Annotated in this window: 22 protein-coding genes; 12 read left to right on the forward strand and 10 right to left on the reverse strand. The window is 70.2% G+C overall.

Annotated features, from left to right (window positions below; all coding sequences use genetic code 11):
* Positions 1-56: 56 nt before the first annotated feature.
* From ACYVIP_RS11145 to ACYVIP_RS11155, 3 genes are read right to left on the reverse strand one after another with little or no spacing between them, the layout of a single operon-like run.
* Complete coding sequence (locus ACYVIP_RS11145) at positions 57-812, reverse strand: 3-oxoacyl-ACP reductase family protein (RefSeq protein WP_460394908.1); 756 nt, start codon at positions 810-812, stop codon at positions 57-59.
* Positions 809-1,789, reverse strand: coding sequence for a 3-oxoacyl-ACP synthase III family protein (locus tag ACYVIP_RS11150; protein WP_460394910.1), 981 nt, complete (start codon positions 1,787-1,789; stop codon positions 809-811). The genes ACYVIP_RS11145 and ACYVIP_RS11150 overlap by 4 nt, the downstream gene beginning before the upstream one ends.
* Positions 1,790-1,798: 9 nt before the next feature.
* A complete protein-coding gene (locus ACYVIP_RS11155; protein WP_460394912.1) occupies positions 1,799-2,062 on the reverse strand; it encodes a hypothetical protein in 264 nt (87 codons plus the stop codon).
* Positions 2,063-2,244: 182 nt separating this feature from the next.
* Between ACYVIP_RS11155 and ACYVIP_RS11160 the strand changes: the two genes are divergently transcribed.
* From ACYVIP_RS11160 to ACYVIP_RS11205, 10 genes are all read left to right on the forward strand, one after another.
* Positions 2,245-3,129: a class I SAM-dependent methyltransferase gene (locus tag ACYVIP_RS11160; RefSeq protein WP_460394914.1), complete on the forward strand. Its 885-nt coding sequence runs from the start codon at positions 2,245-2,247 to the stop codon at positions 3,127-3,129.
* A gap of 11 nt (positions 3,130-3,140) precedes the next feature.
* Positions 3,141-4,691, forward strand: coding sequence for a flavin-containing monooxygenase (locus ACYVIP_RS11165; RefSeq protein ID WP_460394916.1), 1,551 nt, complete (start codon positions 3,141-3,143; stop codon positions 4,689-4,691).
* Between the two features lie 13 nt (positions 4,692-4,704).
* Complete coding sequence (locus ACYVIP_RS11170; protein ID WP_460394918.1) at positions 4,705-6,201, forward strand: FAD-binding protein; 1,497 nt, start codon at positions 4,705-4,707, stop codon at positions 6,199-6,201.
* A 23-nt stretch (positions 6,202-6,224) separates the two neighbouring features.
* A complete protein-coding gene (locus ACYVIP_RS11175) occupies positions 6,225-7,526 on the forward strand; it encodes an alpha/beta fold hydrolase (RefSeq protein ID WP_460394920.1) in 1,302 nt (433 codons plus the stop codon).
* Between the two features lie 174 nt (positions 7,527-7,700).
* Positions 7,701-8,339 (forward strand): 4'-phosphopantetheinyl transferase family protein, encoded by a 639-nt coding sequence (locus tag ACYVIP_RS11180; RefSeq protein ID WP_460394922.1) that lies wholly within the window; start codon positions 7,701-7,703, stop codon positions 8,337-8,339.
* A gap of 107 nt (positions 8,340-8,446) precedes the next feature.
* A complete protein-coding gene (locus ACYVIP_RS11185; RefSeq protein WP_460394924.1) occupies positions 8,447-9,169 on the forward strand; it encodes an ATP-binding cassette domain-containing protein in 723 nt (240 codons plus the stop codon).
* 87 nt (positions 9,170-9,256) lie between these two features.
* Positions 9,257-10,147, forward strand: a complete 891-nt coding sequence (locus ACYVIP_RS11190) for an NAD-dependent epimerase/dehydratase family protein (RefSeq protein WP_460394926.1) — start codon at positions 9,257-9,259, stop codon at positions 10,145-10,147.
* 21 nt (positions 10,148-10,168) lie between these two features.
* Complete coding sequence (locus ACYVIP_RS11195; RefSeq protein ID WP_460394928.1) at positions 10,169-10,345, forward strand: hypothetical protein; 177 nt, start codon at positions 10,169-10,171, stop codon at positions 10,343-10,345.
* 106 nt (positions 10,346-10,451) lie between these two features.
* Positions 10,452-10,916, forward strand: a complete 465-nt coding sequence (locus ACYVIP_RS11200) for a DUF5994 family protein (RefSeq protein WP_460394930.1) — start codon at positions 10,452-10,454, stop codon at positions 10,914-10,916.
* A 46-nt stretch (positions 10,917-10,962) separates the two neighbouring features.
* Positions 10,963-11,148: an RGCVC family protein gene (locus ACYVIP_RS11205; protein ID WP_460394932.1), complete on the forward strand. Its 186-nt coding sequence runs from the start codon at positions 10,963-10,965 to the stop codon at positions 11,146-11,148.
* On the opposite strand, the gene ACYVIP_RS11210 is transcribed toward ACYVIP_RS11205, so the two are convergent.
* The 3 genes from ACYVIP_RS11210 to ACYVIP_RS11220 all read right to left on the reverse strand — a co-directional run bounded on the left by ACYVIP_RS11210 (position 11,145) and on the right by ACYVIP_RS11220 (position 14,484).
* A complete protein-coding gene (locus tag ACYVIP_RS11210; protein WP_460395215.1) occupies positions 11,145-12,047 on the reverse strand; it encodes an acyl-CoA desaturase in 903 nt (300 codons plus the stop codon). The genes ACYVIP_RS11205 and ACYVIP_RS11210 overlap by 4 nt on opposite strands.
* 155 nt (positions 12,048-12,202) lie before the next feature.
* Complete coding sequence (locus ACYVIP_RS11215) at positions 12,203-13,231, reverse strand: fatty acid desaturase family protein (RefSeq protein ID WP_460394934.1); 1,029 nt, start codon at positions 13,229-13,231, stop codon at positions 12,203-12,205.
* 143 nt (positions 13,232-13,374) lie between these two features.
* Positions 13,375-14,484: a glycosyltransferase family 4 protein gene (locus tag ACYVIP_RS11220; RefSeq protein ID WP_460394936.1), complete on the reverse strand. Its 1,110-nt coding sequence runs from the start codon at positions 14,482-14,484 to the stop codon at positions 13,375-13,377.
* A gap of 325 nt (positions 14,485-14,809) precedes the next feature.
* Here ACYVIP_RS11220 and ACYVIP_RS11225 point away from each other — a divergent pair, with 325 nt between their 5' ends.
* Positions 14,810-15,556 carry an ANTAR domain-containing protein gene (locus ACYVIP_RS11225; RefSeq protein ID WP_460394938.1) on the forward strand — a complete coding sequence of 249 codons (747 nt, stop codon included), beginning with the start codon at positions 14,810-14,812 and terminating at the stop codon, positions 15,554-15,556.
* A gap of 387 nt (positions 15,557-15,943) precedes the next feature.
* Here the strand turns inward: ACYVIP_RS11225 and ACYVIP_RS11230 are convergent, their stop codons facing one another.
* The 4 genes from ACYVIP_RS11230 to ACYVIP_RS11245 all read right to left on the reverse strand — a co-directional run bounded on the left by ACYVIP_RS11230 (position 15,944) and on the right by ACYVIP_RS11245 (position 19,089).
* Positions 15,944-17,137: a S8 family peptidase gene (locus ACYVIP_RS11230; protein WP_460394940.1), complete on the reverse strand. Its 1,194-nt coding sequence runs from the start codon at positions 17,135-17,137 to the stop codon at positions 15,944-15,946.
* 97 nt (positions 17,138-17,234) lie between these two features.
* Complete coding sequence (locus tag ACYVIP_RS11235) at positions 17,235-17,624, reverse strand: nitroreductase/quinone reductase family protein (RefSeq protein ID WP_460394942.1); 390 nt, start codon at positions 17,622-17,624, stop codon at positions 17,235-17,237.
* A gap of 134 nt (positions 17,625-17,758) precedes the next feature.
* Entirely contained in the window at positions 17,759-18,292 is a 534-nt protein-coding gene (locus ACYVIP_RS11240) for a winged helix-turn-helix domain-containing protein (protein ID WP_460394944.1), read from the reverse strand.
* Positions 18,289-19,089, reverse strand: coding sequence for a TrmB family transcriptional regulator (locus ACYVIP_RS11245; RefSeq protein ID WP_460394946.1), 801 nt, complete (start codon positions 19,087-19,089; stop codon positions 18,289-18,291). The genes ACYVIP_RS11240 and ACYVIP_RS11245 overlap by 4 nt, the downstream gene beginning before the upstream one ends.
* A 223-nt stretch (positions 19,090-19,312) precedes the next feature.
* Here ACYVIP_RS11245 and ACYVIP_RS11250 point away from each other — a divergent pair, with 223 nt between their 5' ends.
* Complete coding sequence (locus ACYVIP_RS11250; RefSeq protein WP_460394948.1) at positions 19,313-23,404, forward strand: S8 family serine peptidase; 4,092 nt, start codon at positions 19,313-19,315, stop codon at positions 23,402-23,404.

Below are 23,404 nucleotides of genomic sequence, written 5' to 3' on the forward strand. Positions count from 1 at the left end.
AAGGCGGGTCCGCGTACCCCGCTGTACGCGAACCCGCCTTTTCGGAAAGGTGGCGCTCAGGTTATCGAAACGCCACCGTCGACACTGACGACCTGACCGGTAATACAGTCGCCGTCAAGGAACAGCCGCACGCTCCTGGCCACCTCCTCGGTGGTCGGGAACCGCGGAATCGGCGACTTCTCCAGGATATTGGCCGTCACCGCGTCGGAGAGCCCGCTGGTCATGGCCGTCTCCATGAATCCCGGCGACAGCGCGTTGACCGTGACCCCCCGGCGCCCGACCTCGGCGGCCAGCGACCTGGTGAAGCCGATGATCCCCGCCTTGGACGCCGAGTACGCGGTCTGCCCGGACGACGCGATCAACCCCGACGGGGACACGATGTTGATGATGCGGCCCCACCGCTTGCGCAGCATGCCCCCGACCGCGGCCCGCGACGTGTGGAACGTGCCGAGCAGGTTCGTCTGGATCACGTCCTGCCAGTCCTGCGGTGACTGCATGGCCATCAGCGCGTCCTTGCGGATCCCGCCGTTGTTCACCAGCACGTCGATCGACCCGAGCTTCTCGGTGATCTCCGCGTTCAGTGCCACGACGGCGTCCCACGAGCCGACGTCGCCGGTGACCACGATCGAGGTGTTCTCCAGTTTGTCGGCCACGGCCCGCGCCGCGTCGACCGACCGGTTGTAGTGCACCGCGACCCGACAGCCGAGCGCGTCCAGCTCCATCGCCAGCGACTGGCCGAGCCCGCCGGAGGCACCCGTGACTAGTGCTACCGGCTGTTCCGGCCGAATGCCGACACGATTTTTGCCACTCATTCGCCACCCCATTTCAGGAGCACGGATCCCCACGTCATGCCCGCGCCGAAACCGGCGAGCAACAACAGGTCACCGTCGTTGATCCGGTCGGCTTCCAGTGCCTCGGTCAGTGCGATCGGCATGGACGCCGACGCGGTGTTCCCGTACTTCTCGAGGTTGGTGATCAGCCGGTCGGGCCGCAGCCCAGTGTGGTTGAGGATCGAGTTGATGATGCGGATATTGGCCTGGTGCGGGAGGATGTGGTCGATCTCGTCCGGCTCGAGCTTGGCCGCCTCCAACGTGGCCCGCACCGACCGAACCGTGAACCGCACCGCGTTCAGGTAGATCTCGTTGCCCTTGATCTCCGAGTAGTGCAGTCCTTTTCGGACAGTCTCCTCGGTGGTCGGCATCCGGCTCCCGCCCGCCTGGATCTTCAGGCTGCCGGCGCACTTGCCGTCCGCCCCGAGGTTCCAGGCCACGAGCCACTTGTCCGGAGTCGGCGTGAGGACGACCGCCCCGGCCCCGTCCCCGGCGAGAATGCCGAGGTCGCGGTCCTCCGGGTTGATCGTCAGCGAATGGGTGTCCGAGCCGATCAACAGGATCGGCCTCGGGTCGAGGGTCATCAGGCCGGCGGCCGTGATGAGCCCGTACACGAACCCCGAGCACTCCGCGTTCACGTCGTGCGCGCTCCCCGCGACGCCGAGGTCGTGTTGCACGAACGCCGACGTCGCGGGGGAGAGCTGCTCGGGGGTGGCCGACGCGACGATGAGGTGCGCGATGTCGTCGCCGGTCAGCCCTGCCTTCTCGAGTGCGCGGCGGCCGGCTTCCACCGCGAGGCTGGCGGTGGTCTCTCCCGGGGAGACGAACCGCCGCTCACGGATCCCGCACCTGCTGACGATCCAGTCCTCGTCGACACCGAACCGCTCGGCGATCTCGACGCTGGTCACCACGCGCTCGGGCAGGGCCTTGCCCCAACCGGCGATCTGGAAGCCAGTCACGGCCGTCCTCTAGTTCTGCGCCGGCGTCTGCGGCACCAGCGCCACGATGCGACCGTGCACGACACGCAGGGTCGTCGTGTCGTCCATGTCGCTGAACAGCGACTCGTCCGCGGGGATGTGCGGGTAGTTGGACTGGAAGCTGTACAGCCACTCCATCAGGTCGAGCGAGTCGACGTCCGAGATCTTCTGCAGCGCCGCGTCGACGTCGATCTCCTCCGCCCCCGAGACATCCTGCAACTGGGTCGCCAGTTCCTCGACGGTGGGCAGTTCCATGAGCGTGGCTCCTCTCGACTGTGAATCCGCATGTCGTGGTTGCCAGGAAATCCGACCGGCGCAACGCGAGCGCAACGAGCCGAACGGCCGGGTTGTTCTTGCGGACCTGTTGCGGCCAACGCGATTACCTCGTCCGGGTCAGGTGAGGTAGGCCCCGGAGCATGAGGAGAAATGAGGCGAGAATGACCACGCTCGATCACAAGCCGGTGAACCCCGAGGTCGACGCCATCCGCCACCACTACGAGGTGAGCAACGACTTCTACCGCCTCCTGCTGGGGCCGGCCATGATGTACTCCGGTGGCTACTGGAACGAAGGCGAGGACCTCCGCGAGGCGCACGACGAAGCCCAGTACCGCAAGCTCGACGCGTTCATCACCAACGCCAACGCGGTCGGCGCGAACAAGGTGCTGGACATCGGCAGCGGCTGGGGCACCATGCTCGACCGCGCCACCACCGTGCACGGCGTCGGGCAGGCCGTCGGGGTCACGCTGAGCCGTACGCAGAAGGAGTTCGTCGACTCGCTCGGCAACTCCAAGATCGAGATCAAGGTGGAGAGCTGGGAGGACCACCGCACCGACGAGCCGTACGACGCCGCGTTCTGCGTCAACGCGCTGGAGCACTTCGTGCTGGCCTCGTTGCCGCCCAAGGAGCGGGTCGGCCGGTTCCGCGCGTTCTTCAAGCAGTGCCACTCGCTGATCAAGGTCGACGGCCGCCTGGTGCTGCACATGATGACCATCGAGCAGCCGAAGCTGAGCCGCCGGCTCATCGACGACCTGAAGTTCCTGCAGCGCGAGGAGTTCCAGGGCTGCTACATCCCGCACACCAACGAGCTCGTGCAGGCCGCCGAGAGCCTGTTCGAGATCATCGAGATCCGCAACGAGCGGGAGACCTTCAGCCGGGCCTGCCGGGCGTGGCTGGCCAACCTCGCCGACCGCCGCGACGAGGCCGTCGCCCTGGCCAGCGAAGAGGTCGTGCAGCGGTTCGAGCGCTACCTGGACATCTTCGCGTACACCCTCGAGGACAAGATCTTCAACAACTTCCGCATCGTGCTGTCGCGGAACGCCTGAGGAGGCTCCCCATGACGATCACCGATCCAACACTGGGCGACGTGCGCCAGGCCGGCGGTGGCGGGAACCGTGTCCCGCACGTCCGGGTGGCCATCATCGGCGCCGGATTCTCCGGCCTCGGCATGGCCATCCGCCTCCTCAAGTCCAAAGAGGATGACTTCCTGATCTTCGAGCGGGCCGGCCAGGTCGGCGGAACCTGGCGCGACAACACCTATCCCGGCGCCGAGTGCGACGTGGCCGCCCTGCTCTACTCCTACACCTTCGCGCAGCGCACCGACTGGCAGAGCACCTACGGCAAGCAGCCGGAGCTCTACGCCTACCTCAACGACTGCGCGGACAAGTTCGGTGTGCGGCCCTACATCCGGTTCCACCACGAGCTGATCTCCGCGCGCTGGGACGAGAACGTGCGGCGCTGGAACATCGAGACCAGCCAGGGTGCCTACACCGCACAGGTCCTGGTGACCGGCAGCGGCTACCTGAGCGACCCGGTGGTGCCCGACATCAAGGGCCTGCCCGGTTTCCAGGGCAAGGTGTTCCACTCGTCCACCTGGGACCACGACTACGACCTGACCGGAAAGCGGGTCGCGGTCATCGGCAACGGCGCGTCCGCGCTGCAGTTCGTGCCCAAGATCCAGCCCAAGGTCGGCCAGCTCGACCTGTACCAGCGCACGCCGGCGTGGATCGCGCCGAAGAACGACAAGCCCAACGGCAAGTTCCGGCAGTGGCTGTTCCGCAACGTCCCCGGTTTCCAGGGCTTCCGCCGCGGGTTCAACCAGTGGGGCCGGGAGGCGCTCGCCTTCCTGCTCGGCAAGCCGGACATCGCGGCCAAGACCGTGGGCGGCATGTTCATCAAGCACCTCAACAAGAGCGTGCCGGACCCGGAGCTGCGGGCCAAGCTCACCCCGGACTTCACCATCGGGTGCAAGCGGATGCTGTTCTCCAACACCTACTACCCGGCGATCCAGCAGCCCAACGTGGAGCTGGTCACCGACGGCATCAGCGAGGTGCGGGCGAACTCCATCGTGACCGCCGACGGCCAGGAGCGGGAGGTCGACGCGATCATCCTGGGCACCGGCTTCGCGGCCACCGACCGGCCGATCGCGCGCCGGGTGTGGAACGAGCAGAACACCTCGCTCGCGCAGACCTGGGCCACCGGCGGCATGGCCGCCTACCGCGGCACCACGGTCGCCGGCTTCCCCAACCTGTTCATGCTGCTCGGTCCGAACACGACCCTCGGGCACTCCTCGCAGACGGTGATGATCGAGGCCCAGGTCGCCTATGTCACCGACGCGCTGAAGAACATGGACAAGCGCGGACTGTCCAGTGTGTCCGTTCACCAGGACGCGCAGGTCGCCTACAACGAGTCGGTCCAGCAACAGCTGAAGACCACCGTGTGGAACGCCGGCCAGTGCGCCAGCTGGTACCTCGACGAGCACGGCCGCAACCCGTCGATCTGGCCGAGCTTCACCTGGAAGTTCCGCAAGCAGCTCAAGCGATTCGACCAGTCCGCCTACCAGGTGACCGCGCTCTCCGGCGCCGAGTACGCCAGCCGGTCGCGGTGAACGGAGCGCAGTGATGACCAAGCAGACAAACGTCACCCTGACCAGACGCAACATCCTCAAGCGGATCACCGTCGGCGCCGCGGTCGTCGGCTGGAGCACCGCGAGCGGCTCGTGGGCGGTCGCCGGCGCGGACACCACCGGCGTGGCCCGCCTGCCCCGGCTGGACGGCACCCTGGTGACCGCGCCGGAGGTGCTGGCCAGGTTCGGCAAGGACTTCGGCAACCTGGTCGGCGGCCCGCCGCAGGCCGTGCTGCGCCCCGGTTCGGTCGGCGACATCGTGGAGATGGTCCGCTACGCCAGGGTCAACGGCCTGAAGATCGCGGTGAACGGCCAGGGCGGCGGCGACCAGAACGACCGGGAGTCGCACTCCAACTACGGCCAGGCCTCGGTGCCCGGCGGGATCTCGGTGGACGCCAAGAGCCTGTCCACGATCCACAGCATCGACGCGCACAGCGCGTGGGTGGACGCCGGCGTGACCTGGGCGCAGCTGACCGACGCCGCGCTGGCGCAGGGCAAGATGCCGCCATCGCAGACCGACTACCAGCACCTGTCGATCGGCGGCACGCTGAGCGTCGGCGGGGTCGGCGGCCAGGTGCAGAAGTACGGCCTGCAGGTCGACACGGTCTCCGAGATCGAGATCGTCACCGGCCGGGGCTACCTGGTCCGGGCGTCGGCCACCGAGCGGGCCGACCTGTTCAACGCCGCGCTCGGCGGCGGCGGCCAGGTCGGGATCATCACCAAGGCCAGGGTCAAGCTGGTCGCGGCGCCGACCAGGGTCGCGCTGTTCAGCCTGTACTACGACGACCCCGCGGTCTTCTTCGCCGACCAGGAGACGTTGCTGCGCGACGGCCGGTTCGACTACCAGGCCGGCGGTCCGGTGCGCAACGCCGACGACACCGCGTGGCGGTACCTGATCGACGGGGTCGCCTACCACGACGGCACCCCGCCGGACCCCGCGCGGCTGCTCGCCGGGCTGCGTGACGACCGCGCGTCGGCCGCCTTCGACGACCTGCCGGTGCGGGACTGGATCTTCCGGCTCGACCCGCTCGAGGCGGCGATGCGGGAGGGCGGGTTCTGGCACCAGCCGCACCCGTGGTTCTCCGTGGTGATCCCGCGCTCGACCGTCGCGGAGTTCACCCGGCGGGTGATGGCCGAGCTGACCTCGGCCGACCTCGGTGTCGGGTTCTCCTTCCTGTACCCGTTCAGCACCGCGAAGCTGACCAAGCCGCTGTTCAAGGTCCCCGGGGAACCGGTGGTCTACCTGTTCGACCTGCTGCGGCTGCCCTTCCCCGACGACCCGGGGGTGGCCGGCATGCTGGCCCAGAACCGGCGGTTCTACGACCTCGCGGTCGCGCTGGGCGGCAAGCGGTACCTGATCGGCGCGATCCCCGACATGACCCGCCAGGAGTGGCGGGCCCACTTCGGCGCGGACTGGCAGCGGCTGGTCGCGGCGAAGGAGCGGTACGACCCCGACCACGTGTTGACGCCCGGCCAGGGCTTCTTCGGCTAGCGAGATGTGAGAGGAGCAGCCCGATGGGGTACGACATCATCAACACGGTGTTCGTCGACACGTCGCCGGACGTCGTGTGGAAGGAGCTGGTCGCCGAGCTCAGCGGCGGCGCCAGCTGGTGGGTGCCGGACAACACCTTCGCCCCCGGCGCGGTCTCGCCGGACGAGCCGGGCGGGGAGACCGAGGTGACCGTGCACCCCAAGGGGGTGGACAAGGGCGGTCCGAAGCTGAAGTTCGTCGCGCGCACCACCGAGGTCGAGCCGGGGCGCCGGCTCGCGGCCGACTACGTCTCCGGCGCCTTCGTCGGCTCGTGCGAGTTCCTGCTCGAGCCGGCCGCCGGCGGGCGGCGGACCAGGCTGTCCATGCACTTCAAGGCCGAGCCGAAGGGCATCGCCACGGTGCTCGGCAAGCTCGCCGACATCGGCCAGCAGCACCTGCAGAACACCCAGGCCGCTTTCGGCCGGCTCAACCAGCTGGTCGGCGCGGGTGAGCCGGCGGGCGAGGACGGCACCCTGCGCACCGTGCGGACCAGCGACGGTGCCCGGCTGGCGGTCTCGGTGTTCGGCCCGCCGGCGGGCGAGGGCGCCGGCACGGTCGTGCTCTCGCACGGCTGGGCGGCCGGGCGCAAGGCGTGGCTCGGGGTCGCCGGCCGGCTGGCCGGGCTCGGCTACACCGTCTTCACCTACGACCAGCGCGGCCACGGCGACTCGACGCTGGGCACCGAGCCGATCGGCATCGACCGGCTCGGCGACGACCTGGCCACCGTGCTGGCCGCGGTGGACGCGCGGGACGCGGTCATCGCCGGGCACTCCGGTGGTGGCTTCGCCGCGCTGTCCTACCTGATCAACCACCGCGCGGACGCGGCGGAGCGGGTGCGCGGGCTGGCGTTGCTGGCCACCGCCGCGCACGACCAGGAGACGCCGGACGGCGAGGTGCGGCTGATGGGCAACCCGGTGTTCAGCTGGGCGGTGGCCCGTGGCCCGCTCGGTCGGCGGATGTTGCGCCAGACCATGGGTGCCAGCCCGGAGCCGTCGGCGCTGGAGACCAACCGGCGGCTGTTCGCCGCGACGCCCCGCCAGGTGCGCGCGGACTTCTTCCGGTCATCGCGCGGGATGGACCTGCGCGCCGGCCTCGGCTCGGTGGACGTGCCGGCGGTCGTGCTGGCCGGCACCGCCGACACGGTGATCGACCCCGAGCTGGGCCGGGTGGTGGCCGACGGGCTGCCCAACGCCAGCTACGAGCAGTTGGCCGACAAGGGCCACATGCTCCCACTGGAAGCTCCTGACCGCGTTGCCAAGGCCATCGCCGACCTCGTCACCGCGTAGGCACGCAGCCACCTGGGAGCGGATGCCGTCCGCGGCAGGCTGTCAGGGCACCAGTGGGCACGAGACCTCCGCCCGCGTCCCCGTGACGCGGCCGGAGGTCTCGTCATGAGAGTCCCCCCACCGCAGCGAAGGGTCCCTTCGCTGCGGTCCCGACGTCTGGAGGCGGTGGTTGCGGTGATCGCGCAGGTTTTGCCGGGGGTGGTGTGTTCGGCTGAGGCTTTCGACGACGCGGCGCCGGCGCCGTTGTTCGCGGTGGAGGAGGAGTTGCTCGCCGGCGCCGGGCCCAAACGGCGGCGGGAGTTCGCGACCGTGCGCCGGTGCGCCAGGAAAGCCATGGGAGAGCTGGGAATCGCGCCGGCGCCGCTGCTGCGCGGGGTCGGTGGCGCACCGGTCTGGCCGCCCGGCGTGCGCGGCAGCATGACCCACTGCGCCGGCTACCGGGCGGCCGCGGTGGCCGGCTCGGCGGCGGTGACCGCGATCGGGATCGACGCCGAGCCGGCGAAACCGTTGCCAGCTGGCGTACTCGGGCTGATCGCCGCGCCGGGTGAGCGCGCCGCGTTGACGGCGCTCGCCGCCGCGGCACCAGACCTGTGCTGGGACCGGTTGCTGTTCTGCGCCAAGGAAGCCGTCTACAAAGCCTGGTTCCCGCTTACCGCGACCTGGTTGGGTTTCCGTGATGCCACAGTGGACCTCGAGGTCGACGGCACCTTTCACGCGCGGCTGCACCCCGCCTCCCGCGCGTCCGGCCCCGACCGGTTCACCGGTCGCTGGCTCGCGCGCGACGGCGTGCTGATCGCCGCGATCGCGACATGACGATTTCACATCCATGACCGTGTCCTGATCCCTGGTCCGGCGCCCGCGAACCTGTGATTCTGTGCACAGCAAAGACTTGTGACAGCGCGGAACACGGGAGGTCTCCCATGACACCGCATGCGGTGGTCGACGCGGCCGAGGCCGGCTCCAGGTCCAGATCGGACTCGCCGGCCTCGGCCATTCTGCTTTCCTGCCAGGGGATGCGCGTATCGGTCGACGGCACGGTCCTGGTCGACGACGTCTGGTTCGACATCCGAGCCGGTGAGGTCTACGGCCTGCTCGGCGCGGAGGGCGCCGGCAAGAGCACCGTGCTGCTCGCCGTGTGCGGCCTGCTGCCCACCGACGCCGGGATGGTGCTGCTGGACGGACACCGGCTCGACTCGATGATGTCGACCGGCCGTACGGCCCTGGTGGGGCACACCATGCAGGAGGCGGCGGTGTTGCCGGCGGACAGTGTGCTGGCGAACCTGCGGTTCTGGGCACGGGTGTACGGCAGCGATCGGGTCGCCGAGGTCATGTCGGTGACCAGCTTGCACGAGCACGCGGAAACGGCGATGGACCAGGTTTCGCCGGGAGTGCGGCGCGCGCTCGGGATCGCGGTCGCGCTGCTGCCGGCACCCCGGCTGATCGTGCTCGACGAGCCGACCAGAGGGATGGACCGCGCGGATGCCGAGCGGCTGCTGGGCATCGTCGGCCGGATCCGCGAACAGGGGACGTCCGTGCTCTGTTCCGGCCGCCGGCCAGACGACGTGCGGTCGGTGTGCGACCGGGTCGGCGTGCTCGACCACGGCCGGCTGACCGCAGGCGGCGCCCACCGCCCCGCCGCGTGAGACCGATGCCCTGAATGCCTCATTCAGGACGTTGAGCGTCGTCAATGCCCCATTCAGGGCATCCACAGTAGACGGAGAGGTGACGGCATGCGGGTGTTGCTGATCGGCGCGACCGGTGTGCTCGGCCGTGAGGTGGTTGGCCACCTGCTGGCCGACGGCCATCACGTGACCGGGCTCGCCAGCGGTGCCGGCCGGCTCGGCGCGGTCGGCGCGCTGGGCATCGAGCCGGTGACCGCCGACGTGTTCGATGTGGACGCATTGCTGCCGGTGTTTCGCGAGCACGACGCGGTGATCAACGTGGCGACCAGGATCCCGGTCGGCCGGCGGATGCTGCGCAACCGCAACTGGGCGGCCAACGACCGGCTGCGCGCCGATGCCAGCCGGGCGGTCGCGCACGCCGCGCTGGCGGCCGGGGTCGGGGTGCTGGTGCAGGAAGGCGTGTCCCTGGTCTACGCCGACGGCGGCGACACCGTGCTCACCGAGTGGTCGCCGATCGACCCGGTCGGGCCGACCCGCGCGGCCGTGGCGGCCCACGTCAACGCCGAGTCCTTCGCCGGCGAGGGCCGCGCGGCCGTGCGGCTGCGGATCGCGACCCTGCACGGCGACGACGGCATCAGCCGGTGGATGCTGGCCGGCGCCCGGCGCGGTGGCCCGGCGTACTTCGGTGACCCGGACGGGTGGCTGACCGCCATCCACCCGGGTGACGCCGCGGCCGGGGTCGCCGCCGCGCTCACCGCGCCCAGTGGCGTGTACAACCTCGGCGCGTCCCCGATTCGCAAGCGGGACTTCGGCCAGGTGATCGCCGACGCGGCCGGCGCGCGCCGGGCGAAGACCCTGCCCAGGGTGCTCACCCAGGGGTTCCTGGCGATTCTGGGCCGGTCCCAGCGCCTGAGCTCGGACAAGTTCACCGAGCTGACCGGCTGGCAGCCCAAGCGCACCGAGCCGGCCGTCGACTGGTTCCCGGCCGAGCAGCAGTGATCAGGAAGAGAGTGAGCTGACATGCGACGTGCCAACCGGCATCCGGCCAGCGGCCACGTCCGCCGCCCCCGGCTACGGGGCGCACCCGGCACGTCCGGCGTGCGCGGTGCGCGGGGGCGGTGCCGGGAGTGCGTGCGACGTGCGGGTCTGCTGGCCCGCGCGCGGCGCGCCGGACCCGCGCGGGTCACCAGCGGGTAGAGTGGGGCCTGTCGAGGTCATTTCGTACGTGAGTGGCCAAGCCCGCGTCGCCCTCGACGGAACGCCCAGTCCGGCCGCCATCGTGGTCGGGGACGGGAGCACCGGCATGACGTCGGGCCCGCATCTTCGTGTCGTTCCAGCCGCCGCGGCCACCGAGCTTCGGTTGACCTTGAAGCCCGAGGCGCCCGCCACGGGCTTCGTCGACGGCGTGTGGTGGCCGCGATCGCGCGACCTGACCACCGAGTTGCCGGCGCTGCTCACGGAACTGTCGGCTCGCCTGGGGCAGATCCAGGCGGTGAGCTACAACCTCGACACCTGGGACCCCGCGCCGCGCCGGCTGTTGGTCAATGGCCAACGGGTGCGGCTGGGCGGATACATGACCCAGCATCCGCACGGTGTGGACGTGGTCGGGCTGAACGGCTCGCGCCTGGTCCTGCTTGCGCTGTCGCCGGAGACCGATCCGCGGACCGCGCGGCAGACGATGGCGGCCACCGAGCCGGGAGATCTCTCCGAGGACGTCGCCGTGCAGCGCTGGGAACTCGACGGCGGGCGCGTCCATCGGTGGGCCTGACTCCCGACCGTCCATTCACGACTTGAAGACAGGAAGTGGTTCAGCCATGCCAGAAGTCACGATCGCCCCGCAGACCGTCGACAGTGTCCCGACCGACATGCCGGCTGCCGAACCCGTCGACAAGTGCGCCGCGTGCCCGCACCCCCGGTCCGAGCACGACCGGATCGCCGCGCGGTTCTGCTCGGCCACCGTCGCCGGCGACTTCAGCCGAGGGTGCGTCTGCTCGTCCTAGGCGGCGGCCCGCTTGAGCTTGCTGGCCAGGCGTGCCGGCTTCGGCCAGCGGACGTTGGTCGCCCAGCCGAGCTTCTCGAACACCCAGATGACCCTGGCGGAGATGTCGATTTGCCCCCGGCGCACGCCATGGCGGGCGCAGGTGGGGTCGGCGTGGTGGGAGTTGTGCCAGGACTCGCCCATGGACGCGATCGCCAGCGGCCAGAAGTTGGCCGACTTGTCCCTGGCCTCGAACGGCCGGTCGCCGATCAGGTGGCAGATGGAGTTCACCGACCACGTCACGTGGTGCAGCAGCGCGACCCGGACCAGACTGGCCCAGAAGAACGCCGTCAGCGCGCCCCACAGCGACATGGTGATCAGCCCACCGAGCACCGCCGGGGCGAGCAACGTGATCACGGTCAGCGCGGGGAAGAGCCGGTTGATCCGCTGGATGTCCTTGTCGGCCAACAGGTCCGGGGCGAACCGGCGGGCATTGGTCTGCGCGCGGTCGAACAACCAGCCCATGTGCGCGTGCCAGAAACCCTTGGCCAGCGCGGCCGCCGAGGTGCCGAACAGCCACGGTGAGTGCGGGTCGCCCTCCTTGTCGGCGTAGGCGTGGTGGCGGCGGTGGTCGGCCACCCAGCCGATGACCGGCCCCTGCATCGCCATACTGCCCAGGGCGGCGAGCGCGATCCGCAGGCCACGCCGGGCCTTGAACGCCCCGTGGGTGAAGTAGCGGTGGAAGCCGACCGTGACGCCAAGGCAGGTCAGCGTGTAGAAGAACAGGGCGAGTCCGATGTCGACGATGCCGAGTCCCCATCCCCAGGCGAACGGGATGGCGGCGACCAGCGCCAGCAGGGGCACGACCGCGAAGAGCTTGACCAGGGCCAGCTGTCCTCGGGTCTTCTCACCCGCGACCATGGGTTGCGCGCCGCCTCGCGGCGTCGCGGGTTCTGTTGTCGGTTCGATTGTCGCGGTCACGATGGGTGCCCTCCCGCATGATGGCGTGGTACGCGATCACCGGGGTCCGGGGTGTCTTCCCGAGAGGGATAGCCACCCCGGCGGGGACGAAACGGTCAGCGGTCAGCGAGCCGCAGCGGTGCGCCGACCGAGTGCAGGTGTTGCAGCACGTAACCGTAGGTGCGGAGCCAGCCACACTGCGAGTACTCGATGTTCTTCTGCTCGCAGAACGCCCGGACGATCGGCTGTGCCCGGCGGAGGTTCGGCCGCGGCATGGTGGGGAACAGGTGGTGCTCGACCTGGTAGTTCAGCGCGCCGAGGGCGAAGTCGACCATCCGGCCGCCGCGGACGTTACGCGACGTGAGCACCTGGCGGCGCAGGAAGTCCAGTTTGTGGCCGGCGGGCAGGGTCGGCATGCCCTTGTGGCCGGGGGCGAACGAGCATCCCATGTAGACACCCCAGAGGCACTGGTGCACCAGGATGAACACGATGCCGGTCAGCGGCGAGAGCACCAGGAAGACCGCGGTCAGATAGGCGGCGAAATGCCCGACGAGCAGGGCGATCTCAATGCGACGCGCCTTCAGGTCCTTGCGCATCACGGATTTGATGCTGGAGACGTGCAGGCTGAAGCCTTCCAGCAGTAGCAACGGGAAGAAGAAGAACGCCTGATATTTGGCCATCCACCGGAAGAAACCCCGTCGCTGCGCGGCCTGCTCGGTGGTGAAGGCGATCGCCGGGATGTGGATGTCCGGGTCGTCGTCCTCGTGGTTGGGGTTGGCGTGATGGGCGGTGTGCTGCTCCATCCACGAGGAGTAGCTGAGACCGACCATCCCGCCGTGCCAGCGGCCGACGACGTCGTTGGCCCGCCCGTTGCGGAAGATCTGCTTGTGTCCGGCGTCGTGGCCGATGAAGGCGAACTGGCCGAACATCACCGCGAAGAACACGGCGATGAACAACTGCCACCAGGAGTCGCCGACCTGCACGAACGCCACCCAGCCGGCGGCGAACGCGAGTGTGTTGAGCGCGATCTTCACCCCGTAGTAGCCATACCGTCGCCGCAGCAGACCGTGCCGATGGATGGTGCGGGAGAGTTCGACGTAGTCATGGCTGCCGACCGATGTGGACGGCGTGTCTAGTGACGTCATCGAGGCCACCACTTCCTGGGTGTTGTTCGCAGCACCGGGGTCCCGGGTGGCGTGGCGTCACGTCGCGGTGGTAGCCGCGACGCGCTACCAGCGTCGCACGAGATCAGTGGATCGGCAACCAAACAGGCGACAACCCGCGCGTTTCAGGCCAGTTCGGCCGCGGTTCGCCGGTCAACCGCCGACGGCGCCCGGACCAGCTCCTCGAGCTGGCGGACGATGATCGCGGGGGGAATGACCTGTGGCTGATCGAGGACGTGGACCAGGGTGTCCACGGACTGTCCGACGGTGAACCGGGTGCCGGCGAGCAGGCGGCGGGGAGGCGGCAGCGGCCCGTGGTCGATGGCCGCGCGGATGCCCCACGCGAGGGCCTCGGCGTTGTCCGGTTGGACCAGCACCACGCCGCCGCAGTCGGTCTCCGGGAGCCCGCCGTCGTCGGCGGCGACCACCCGGCAGCCGGAGTGCTGCGCCTCGATCGAGACGATGCCGAAGGTCTCGTGCCAGTACTGGCTGTTGGACGGCATCACCACGATGTCGTGCGCGGCCATCAGGGCCGCCATCGTGGCCGGTGTCCGACACGCGGTGACCACCGAGATGCCGGGGTGCTCGCCGAGCAGCCGTTCGATGATCTTCCCCTGTGGCTTGTCCGCGCCCGCGGTCGTCGCGGTGAACGTGAGGTCGGCGTCCTGGTCGATGATGTCGATGTGCAGGGTCTCGAGCAGGGTGTAGATGCCCTTTTCCGGGCTCAGCCTGCCGGCGAACAGGATCCGGGTCTTGCCGGCCGGTCTGCCCGGCCGGGCCTGGGTGGCGAAGCACGGCTCGGCGAACGGGTACACCACGTTGATCGTGGCGACGTCGACGTCGAGGTAGTCCGCCCACAGCGCGGCGGCGTAGCGGCTGGTGGCGATGAGCGCGAGCAGCCGGCTGCCGTGCACGACGAACGCCTTCTCCCTGGCCCGGATGGGTGGCGGGTTGTGCAGGATCAGGAACGCCGGGTTCCTGGTGGTCACCGGGTGCGGTTCGTTGACGAACACGACCGTGCCGTCGAGGTCGCCGATGTCGGCCAGGGTGGGCAGGGAGGTGAACGGGATGCCGGTGAACTCGTGCCTGCCGTCGTCGGTGCCGAGGCCGACGGTGACAACCTGTGCCGGGACGCCGCGTCGGGTCAGTTCCCGGACCTGACCGATGGTGTAATTCTCCGAGCCGCCGGTGCCGGCGGGCAGGGGATTTCCAGGTGACCAGACAAACGATATCAACTTGTGCTTCCCACAATCCACAAAGGACGGTTACGAGGTCTGGTCAGGTTGGGCGCGCAACGGCTGAGACACGGAGACCGCCCGAGTTTTCATTGTACGCCTGCAGGTTTCTCCGCACATTTCCAGCGGAGGGCGTATGGTCCATCACAGAACCCGACCAAAGGGCCCTGCCCAGTGTCCGTGTTGGACAGTTCGTCGATCCGGCAGGCCGCCGGCGGGCTTGCCGCTGTTCGGCGCTGGAAATCTCGCCGAGATGCTGCTGTCACCGCGCGGGGCCGCGTACGCTACTGGGAATCCGGCACGCGAGATAAGGGGTGGTGGGCCCATGTCGAGCCGGGAACAACTGCTTGCCACGACGTTCGTGGAACTGGCCGACACGTTGGTGGCCGACTTCGATGTCATCGACTTCCTGCACACGCTGGCCACCCGCAGCGTCGAGCTGATCGACGCGGACGCCGCCGGCATCATGCTGACCGACCAGCGCGGCCGGCTGCACCTCATGGCTTCCTCCGCCGAGCGGGCCCGCCTGCTCGGGCTGTACGAGCTGCAACACGACGAGGGCCCCGGCCTCGACTGTTTCCGAGCGGGGCAGCCGGTGTCCAGGGAGGATCTGGCCGCGATGGCCGCGTCCTGGCCGGCGTTCACCGAGCGGCTGCGCGCGCTGCGGTTCCACTCGGCGCACGCGCTGCCGATGCGTCTGCGGACCGAGACCATCGGCGCGCTGACCCTGTTCCGGACCACCCCCGGCCGGCCGAGCGCCGCGGAGCTGGGGATCGGCCAGGCGATGGCCGACGTGGCCACCGTCGGGCTGATCCAGGAGCGGGCGATCGCCGCCGGCGAGCTGCTCGCCACCCAGCTGCAGACCGCCCTCACCAGCCGGGTCCAGCTCGAGCAGGCCAAGGGGATGCTCGCCCAGCGCACCGGGCTGGCCATCGACCAGGCGTTCCAGCTGATGCGCGACTACGCGCGCAGCCGAAGCCGTAAGCTCGGTGAGGTGGCGGTGCGGGTCATCGACGGATCGCTCGACGAGGACCTGCTCAGGAGTGCTCCGCGCGGACGCGGCCAGTCATGACCGTGGGGGCGGTCAATGTCACACTACGCCGCACGGCGGCTGACGCGGTGTAGTATGCGGGGCACCGGGGTTCTTTATCAGGTGCGACGACGAAATCCCGCGCCGCCTCCGAGACTACTTTCTTTCACTGTCCTGAAAGGACATCATCATCAGCGACACACCGCCTAGGGGCGTCCAGTTCAGCCATACCCTGGCTGAGGAAACACAGCGCGACACCCCGGTGCGCCAACAGTCCGTCCAGAACCTGTTCCACGAGCCGGAGTTCGCTCCGGGAACGCGTCCGGAGCCGGTGGAGTCGACCCAGGACGCGGAGTACACGACACCTCGTCCGCGCGTCTCCCGTCGACCCCCGCGCACGTCCAACCGCTCAACCCGCTGAGCCTGGCGTCAACCCACGTGGAGCAGCCGGTTCGGTGAACCGGGGCCGACGTGGGGCATCCGATCGGGTGTCGCGTCGGCGACGATGGCGTCGGCCACCTGAGCGGGCGTCAGCGTCGGGTCGGCCGACAGCAGGATCGCCGCCGCGCCCGCGGTCTGCGGGGTGGCCATCGACGTGCCGCTCCAGGTCTCGGTGGCGGTGTCGCCGGCGATGCCCGCCGAGGTGATCGAGTCGCCGGGCGCGAAGAGATCGACACACGTGCCGTAGTTGGAGTAATAGGCGATGTGGTCGTTGTCGCTCGACGCGCCGGCCGTGATCGCCGCCGGCAGCCGCGCTGGCGACCGGAGACAGGCGTCGACACCGCCGTTGAAGTTCCCGTTCCCGGCGGCGACCACATAGGTCACGCCGTCGGCGATCGAGGCCTGGGTGGCGTCGTCCATCACTGGCGAGCCACCGACCGACAGGCTCATGTTCGCGACCGCCGGCCCGCCGGTGTGATGTCCGGTGACCCAGTCGACCCCGGCGACCATGCCGGCCAGGGTGCCGTTGCCGTCGCAGTCGAACACCTTCACCGCGACCAGCCGCACCTGCTTGGCCACCCCGTAGGTGGCGCCGCCGAGGCTGCCGGCGACGTGGGTGCCGTGCCCGTCACAGTCGGTGTCGTTGTCGTCCACGGTGTTGGTGCCCCAGGTCACCCGGCCGCCGAAGTCCTGATGGGCGCCGAAGATGCCGGAGTCGATGACGTAGGCGGTCACGTTCGCCGCGGTGTTCTGGTAGCTGAAGCTGTTGTCCAGCGGCAGGTCGCGCTGGTCGATCCGGTCAAGGCCCCACGACGGCGGGTCGGGCTGGGTACCGGCGGCGGTGACCACCGAGTCCTGCTCGACGTAGGCCACCGCGGGGTCGGCGGCCAACCGGCGCGCCGCCCGCTCGGTGAGCGTGCCGGCGAACCCGTGCAGCGCGTGCCGGTAGGTGTGCTCGACGGTCGCGTCGTAGTCGGCGGCCAGCCGGTCGGTGAGCGGGTCCACGTCCTGAGTGGCCAGCGCGGCGTCCGCGTAGACCACCAGGTAGCTGTCCCGGATCGCGGCCGGGCCGGCCGTGCCGATGACCGTTCCCTCGGCGACCGCGGGAACGGCGGTGGTGACCAGCACTGCCGTGATCACTGCCACGATCACTGCCGCGATCGGGCCACGCGCGCGCTTCATGGATTCCTTCTCTCGTCAGGGAACACTCGCCAAGAGGTACCGGGTTCCCTGACGGGCACGGGTTTTTCTCGAGCCGGCCGTGAGCCGGTCCCGAGGGTCACCGGGCGGTGAGGCGGATGACCGGGTACTCCCGGTCGTTCTTCTGTTGGTACTTCGCGTATCGGGGCTGGGCCGCGACGATGCGCTCCCAGGCCAGCGCGCGGTCGGCGCCGTCGAGCAGCCGCGGGACCACCGGCTCGGCGTCCTGGCCGTGCAGCTCGATCGCGGCCTGATCGGGGTGGGCCATCAGGTTGACATACCAGTCCGGGTGCCGGCGCCCACCGCCGGACGCGATGACCAGTCGGGAGCTCTCGCTCTCGGCGAACCAGGACAGCGGCGACTGCCGAGGCGCTCCGCTGCGGCGACCCGTGGTGTGCAGGATCAGCAGGTCCATGCCCATCAGCCGGCCGCCCTTGCGGCGGATCCGGTTGTTGGTCCGAGTGTTCATCCGCCGCTGGAACCACTGGGAAAAGCCGCTGCGCCTGGCCGCCATCTCGTCACCCGTCCGGTCGATTCGTCCGATGTCGACGCGACGTTAGCCGCGGCGGGTCGACCGGTGCTTCTCGATTCCTGACCGATGCATCAGGCCTGTGTGGACACCAGGTGGAGATCATTTCCCTTGGTGAGGCGGAATCCCAGGCCGCGGGCGGTCTCGATGCGCAGCGGCAGCTCCCACTGCCGCAGCTTGGCCCGCAGTCGTTTGATCACCGACCGCACGGCCGCCGGCCCGGTGAAGTACGCCTGGTCCCAGGCGTGATCGTGCAGCTGCCGGTAGGTCAGGACCCGCCCCGGTCGCCGGGCGAGGCAGGTGAGCACCTTCAGCTCGTGCTGGGTCAGCGACAGCCGCCGGTGGTGCCAGGTCGCCTCGTGGTGCTCGACGTCCAGCCGCAGCCCGCCGACCCGCACCACCTCGGGGGTCGGTTCGTCCTCGACCCGGCCGGTCTCCCGCAGCTGCCCAAGGAACGCCCTGGCGCTGGCCGCGTCCGCGGCCATCACCAGCACCCCGACACCGTCGAACAGGCCGGCGAGCCGCGCGCGTTCCGCCGCGGTGTCGCTGATGCACAGCACCACCGGCGGCGATCCGGTCGCCGGTGGCTCGGGTCTGGCGACCGTCATCCGCCCTCCGGCCCGCTCGGCTGGTAGGTGTCCACCGGCTCGGCGCGCTCCCACAGCGTGGCGAACAGGAACTCCAGCCCCGCGGCCAGCTCGCGGTGCCGCACGACGATCGCGGCGACGCCCTGCACGGTCGGCGCCACCAGCGGCATCAGCACGGTGTGCGAGTCGAACACGGCGAACTTCATCGGCAGGTCCTCGGCGTACCACCTGGCCTGCTCGCCCTCGGCGGTCCAGACGTCCAGGTAGCCGTTGACCGCCGGGTTGTCCAGCGCGCTGCGGTCGTAGATGGCCCGGGTGCGCACCCCCCGCCGCATGGCGGCCAGCTCCTCGTCGTTGCGGCCACCGATCTGGATGGGGCCGCGCACCGCGATGTCGATCGTGTGCCGGGCCTCGACCTGGAGCCGGTCGAAGCGCTCGCCGACCACCTTGGGGGTGCGCAGCAGCTCCAGGATCTCGCCGGCGTCGTCGGCCTGGTTGCCGAACAACGCGGTCAGCTGCGGCAACACCTGGTCGACGTGCTCCTCCCGCGCCCGCAGCTCGGCCCGTTCCCGTTCCAGCAGCGCGGGTAGCGCCTGCTGGGGTGGCGCCGCGTGGTAGCGGCTGCTGTAGCCGGCCCCGGCCTCGATCAGGCCCTTGTCGGCCAGCGAGCGCAGCACCGTGTAGACGCTGCTGCGCGAGGTTCTGGTGAGGTCGGCGATGGTCGCGGCCGGCAGGGCGGACTCGCCGAGCAGGCACCGGTACACCTTGGCCTCGGTCTTGGACAGCCCGAGCAACTCGAGCACCGGCTCGACGTCCATGCATGTTCTCCCAACCTTGGACGACATCCTTCGCCTCGGTGATCGCGCCTGTCAAGACGTCTTCCGGAAACTGGACGACATCCGCCGAACTGCCCAGCAGCTGCCCGGAAAGTGCTCGGCGGCTGCCCCGGTTTCCCGCGTCCTGGCGACATACGGTCGCCGGACATCCCTTTGTGCGGACGGGCGTCGATCTTGTCCGCGGAGCGCCGTGGAGGCGTCAGACATGAGTGCTAACGCACGTCAGAGCCGGGGTAGACGGATCGCGCAGGTGGTCGGCGGCGGCCTCACCATGGTCGTGCTGGCCGCCGGCGTGAGCTCGGCCAGCGCCGCGCCACCGACCGCCGCGCCGCCTCCCGAGGCGAACGGCAAGATCGTGCCGGCGTTGGCCAGGCAACTGGACGTGTCCGGCGACACCGACTTCTGGGTCCGGTTCGCCGACCAGGCAGACGTGTCGGCGGCGAGCCAGGACGAGACCTGGGCCGAGCGCGGCACCAGGGTGGCCCGCGCGCTGCGCACGACCGCGACCGCCAGTCAGGCCCAGGCGCGCGCCGAGCTCGACCGCGCTGGCGTGGCGTACACCGCGTTCTGGGCCACCAACGCCATCCACGTCCGCGCCGGCTCCGCGTCGCTCGCGAACGCCATGGCCGCTCGGTCCGAAGTGGACTCGGTGCACCCGGAGACCCAGTACACGCTGCCCAAGCCGGACAAGGGCGCGGCGGTGCGCGCGGCGAACGCGGTGGAGTGGGGCATCGCCAACATCAACGCGGACGACGTGTGGGCGCAGTACGACGTCCGGGGCGCCGGCATCACCGTGGCCAACATCGACACCGGCGTGCAGTACGACCATCCCGCGCTGGTGAACCAGTACCGGGGCAACCTCGGCGACGGCACCTTCGACCACGACTACAACTGGTTCGACGCCGCGGGGGAGTGCGCCGGCGCGCCGTGTGACTGGAACGGGCACGGCACGCACACGATGGGCACGATGGCCGGCGACGACGGCGCGGACAACCACATCGGGGTCGCGCCCGGCGTGCGCTGGATCGCCACCAACGGGTGCTGCCCGAGCGACGAGTCCCTCGTCGAGTCCGCACAGTGGCTGCTCGAGCCGACCGACCTCAATGGACAGCACCCGGACGCCGGCAAGCGCCCGCACATCGTGAACAATTCCTGGGGCACCGGAATCCCGTCGACCGACCCGTTCATGGAGGACGTGTCGGCGGCGTGGAGCGCGTCGGGCATCTTCGCGGTCTGGTCCAACGGGAACAACGCGCCGGGTTGCCGGACCGCCGGCAGCCCGGGCAGCCGGATCATCAACTACTCCGTCGGCGCCTACGACGAGCACGCCACGATCGCCAGGTTCTCCAGCCGGGGCACCGGCCAGGACGGCGAGCTCAAGCCCAACATCGCCGCGCCGGGAGTGAACGTGCGCTCCGCGGTCCCCGGCAGCGGTTACGACTCCCTCAACGGCACGTCGATGGCCGCTCCGCACGTCGCCGGCACGGTGGCGTTGCTGTGGTCGGGCGCGCCGGCGATGATCGGCGACCTGGCCGGCACCCGGGACCTGCTGGACGGCACCGCGGTGGACACCGCCAACGACGAGTGTGGCGGCACCGCGGCGGACAACAACGTCTTCGGCGAGGGCAGGCTGGACGCGTTGGCGCTGCTGGACACCGCGCCGGTCGGCGAGGCCGGCACGTTGCGGGCGACGGTCACCGCGAACGGCAGGCCGGTCGCCGGCGCCACGGTCACCCTGACCGGGCCCAACGAGCGCGAGCGGGTCACCGGCGAGGACGGCACGCTCGCGCTGCCGCTCAAGGTCGGCGACTACACGATGACGGTCACCGCCTTCGGCTACGCCGAACGGACAACGACGTTCACCGTGACCACCGGCAAACAGTCCGCAGTAGACATATCGCTGCGGGCGCTGCGCACGGCCACGCTCTCCGGCCAGGTGCTCGACGGCTCCGGCCAGGGTTGGCCGTTGTACGCGAAGATCACCGTGGCCGGGATGCCGAACGGCACGTTCCACACCAACCCGCGCGACGGCCGCTACCGGATCACCCTGCCGGCCGAGGACACCTACACGCTGACCATCGAGTCCCACTACGGCGGGTACCAGGTCCGCACCGAGGAGGTGACGCTCGGCCGCCGCGACGCGCGCCGCGACGTCCGGGTGCCGGTGGACGTCGCCAGCTGCACCGCGCCCGGGTACCGGGTGGACCAGGACGGCCTGGTGGCCGCCTTCGACGACGTCACCGACTGGTCCATTGTGGACAACCTGGGCAACGGTGAGGTGTGGCGGTTCGACGACCCGGGCGCACGTACCAACAAGACCGGCAGCGACGGCGCCTTCGCGGTCATCGACAGCCGGTTCTACGGTTTCGGGCACCGGCAGGACACCGCGATCGTCAGCCCGGCGACCGACCTGTCCGGCCAGCACGCACCGACGATCACCTTCTGGCAGGACTACGACGACCGGATCAACGACGTCGCCTCGGTCGACCTGAGCGTCGACGACGGCGCCACCTGGGAGACGGTGCTCAGGCAGACCGACCGGGTGTTCGGACCCCGGCAGGCCTCGATCGCGATTCCCCAGGCGGCCAACCAGTCCGCGGTACGGGTCCGCTTCCACTACACCGCCGACTACGGCGACTGGTGGCAGGTCGACGACGTGCGCGTCGGCACCCGGCTGTGCCTGCCGGTGGCCGGTGGGCTGGTGGTCGGGCACGTGACCGACGACAACACCCGCCAGGTGGTGAACGGCGCGCGGGTCAGCAACAAGGCCAGGCCGGCGGAGACCACCGAGTCCATCCCCACCCCGGCGGACCCCGCGGTCGCCGACGGCTTCTACTCGCTGTTCACCAGCGGGCTCGGCCGCCAGCAGTTCACCGCGAGCCACGACGGCTATCAGACCGCGACCGAGCGGCCGCACGTCGCCGCCGGGAAGGCCGCCTGGGCCGACTTCGCGCTGCCGGCCGGCCGACTGTCCATCCGGCACGATGACGTCTCCGCCACCGTCCCGATCGGACGCTCGGCCGAGCGCACGGTGACCGTGACCAACACCGGGTCCGCACCGGCCACAGTGGAGTTCAGTGAGCGCGCGGACGGCGGCCAGATGACCGAGGAGCGGATCGCCGCCAGCGAGGGCGCGCCGGTGCGACGGATCGCCGGCGAGTACTCGCCGCTGGCGCTTGGCGCCACGCGGGGAGCCGCGCGGGCGAAGGCGGACGGGGGCCGGTACGGGCCGCCCGCCGCGCCCTGGGTCGACCTGCCGAGCTATCCGATCTCCATCATGGACAACACGGTGGCCGACCATGAGGGGAGCGTCTACTCGGTCGGCGGGGTCGACGGGCAGACCATCACGAACAAGGGTTACGTGCTGAAGCCGGGATCCTCGACGTGGACGCCGATCGCCGACCTGCCCGCGGCACGCGAGTCCGCGATGGGCGCGTTCATCGACGGCCAGCTCTACGTTTCCGGCGGGTGGGCCGCGGACATGCCGGCGGTGAGGACGACCTACGCCTACGACCCGGCGACCAACACCTGGCGCTCGGTCGCGGACGGCCCGGTGACCGGCGCCGCGGCCGGCCGGGCGGTGCACGACGGGAAGCTGTACCTGGTCGGCGGCTGCACGAACGCCTGCGACTCGACCGCCGTCCGGCGCTACGACCCGGTGGCCGACAGCTGGGAGGTGCTCGCGGACTACCCGATGTCCGCGGCACACCTGGCCTGCGCGCCACTGAAGGGTCAGATCTACTGCGCCGGCGGGGTTCGGCGGGCGGGGATCTCGTGGAAGGCCACCTACGCCTACGATCCGGCGGCCGACACGTGGACGAAGAAGGCGGACCTGCCGATCGAGCTGTGGGGGATGGCCTACACCGGCTCCCACGACCGGCTGCTCGTCTCCGGCGGCATCACCGGTGGCGCCCTGACCAACGAGGGCTTCGCCTACGACCCGGACACCGACGCGTGGACCAGGTTGCCTGCGGCCAACAACGTCACCTACCGGGGTGGCAGCACCTGTGGTCTGGTCAAGGTCGGCGGGTCGGACGGCGTCGGGTTCAACCCGGTGACCGACAGCGAGTCGCTGCCGACCTACGGCGCGTGCGCGCCGGCCGACGTCTCCTGGCTGTCGCTGGACACCGACCGCGTGACGCTGGCCCCCGGCCAGCGGGTCCGGGTGACGGTCCGGTTGTCCGGCACGGTGTCCCAGCCGGGGACCTACACCGCGGGGATCTGGGTGAAGGAGGACACGCCCTATCTCGTGGAGCCGATCGACGTGCGCATGCGGGTCAGGTCCGGCCGCCCGTAG

This window comes from Actinophytocola sediminis, assembly GCF_054779715.1.

Coding starts and splice junctions, on each gene's coding strand:
- ACYVIP_RS11145 (WP_460394908.1), bottom strand. CDS start 812: ATGAGTGGCAAAAATCGTGTCGGCATTCGGCCGGAACAGCCGGTAGCA.
- ACYVIP_RS11155 (WP_460394912.1), bottom strand. CDS start 2,062: ATGGAACTGCCCACCGTCGAGGAACTGGCGACCCAGTTGCAGGATGTC.
- ACYVIP_RS11160 (WP_460394914.1), top strand. CDS start 2,245: ATGACCACGCTCGATCACAAGCCGGTGAACCCCGAGGTCGACGCCATC.
- ACYVIP_RS11165 (WP_460394916.1), top strand. CDS start 3,141: ATGACGATCACCGATCCAACACTGGGCGACGTGCGCCAGGCCGGCGGT.
- ACYVIP_RS11170 (WP_460394918.1), top strand. CDS start 4,705: ATGACCAAGCAGACAAACGTCACCCTGACCAGACGCAACATCCTCAAG.
- ACYVIP_RS11175 (WP_460394920.1), top strand. CDS start 6,225: ATGGGGTACGACATCATCAACACGGTGTTCGTCGACACGTCGCCGGAC.
- ACYVIP_RS11185 (WP_460394924.1), top strand. CDS start 8,447: ATGACACCGCATGCGGTGGTCGACGCGGCCGAGGCCGGCTCCAGGTCC.
- ACYVIP_RS11190 (WP_460394926.1), top strand. CDS start 9,257: ATGCGGGTGTTGCTGATCGGCGCGACCGGTGTGCTCGGCCGTGAGGTG.
- ACYVIP_RS11195 (WP_460394928.1), top strand. CDS start 10,169: ATGCGACGTGCCAACCGGCATCCGGCCAGCGGCCACGTCCGCCGCCCC.
- ACYVIP_RS11200 (WP_460394930.1), top strand. CDS start 10,452: ATGACGTCGGGCCCGCATCTTCGTGTCGTTCCAGCCGCCGCGGCCACC.
- ACYVIP_RS11205 (WP_460394932.1), top strand. CDS start 10,963: ATGCCAGAAGTCACGATCGCCCCGCAGACCGTCGACAGTGTCCCGACC.
- ACYVIP_RS11210 (WP_460395215.1), bottom strand. CDS start 12,047: ATGGTCGCGGGTGAGAAGACCCGAGGACAGCTGGCCCTGGTCAAGCTC.
- ACYVIP_RS11215 (WP_460394934.1), bottom strand. CDS start 13,231: ATGACGTCACTAGACACGCCGTCCACATCGGTCGGCAGCCATGACTAC.
- ACYVIP_RS11225 (WP_460394938.1), top strand. CDS start 14,810: ATGTCGAGCCGGGAACAACTGCTTGCCACGACGTTCGTGGAACTGGCC.
- ACYVIP_RS11230 (WP_460394940.1), bottom strand. CDS start 17,137: ATGAAGCGCGCGCGTGGCCCGATCGCGGCAGTGATCGTGGCAGTGATC.
- ACYVIP_RS11235 (WP_460394942.1), bottom strand. CDS start 17,624: ATGAACACTCGGACCAACAACCGGATCCGCCGCAAGGGCGGCCGGCTG.
- ACYVIP_RS11240 (WP_460394944.1), bottom strand. CDS start 18,292: ATGACGGTCGCCAGACCCGAGCCACCGGCGACCGGATCGCCGCCGGTG.
- ACYVIP_RS11245 (WP_460394946.1), bottom strand. CDS start 19,089: ATGGACGTCGAGCCGGTGCTCGAGTTGCTCGGGCTGTCCAAGACCGAG.
- ACYVIP_RS11250 (WP_460394948.1), top strand. CDS start 19,313: ATGAGTGCTAACGCACGTCAGAGCCGGGGTAGACGGATCGCGCAGGTG.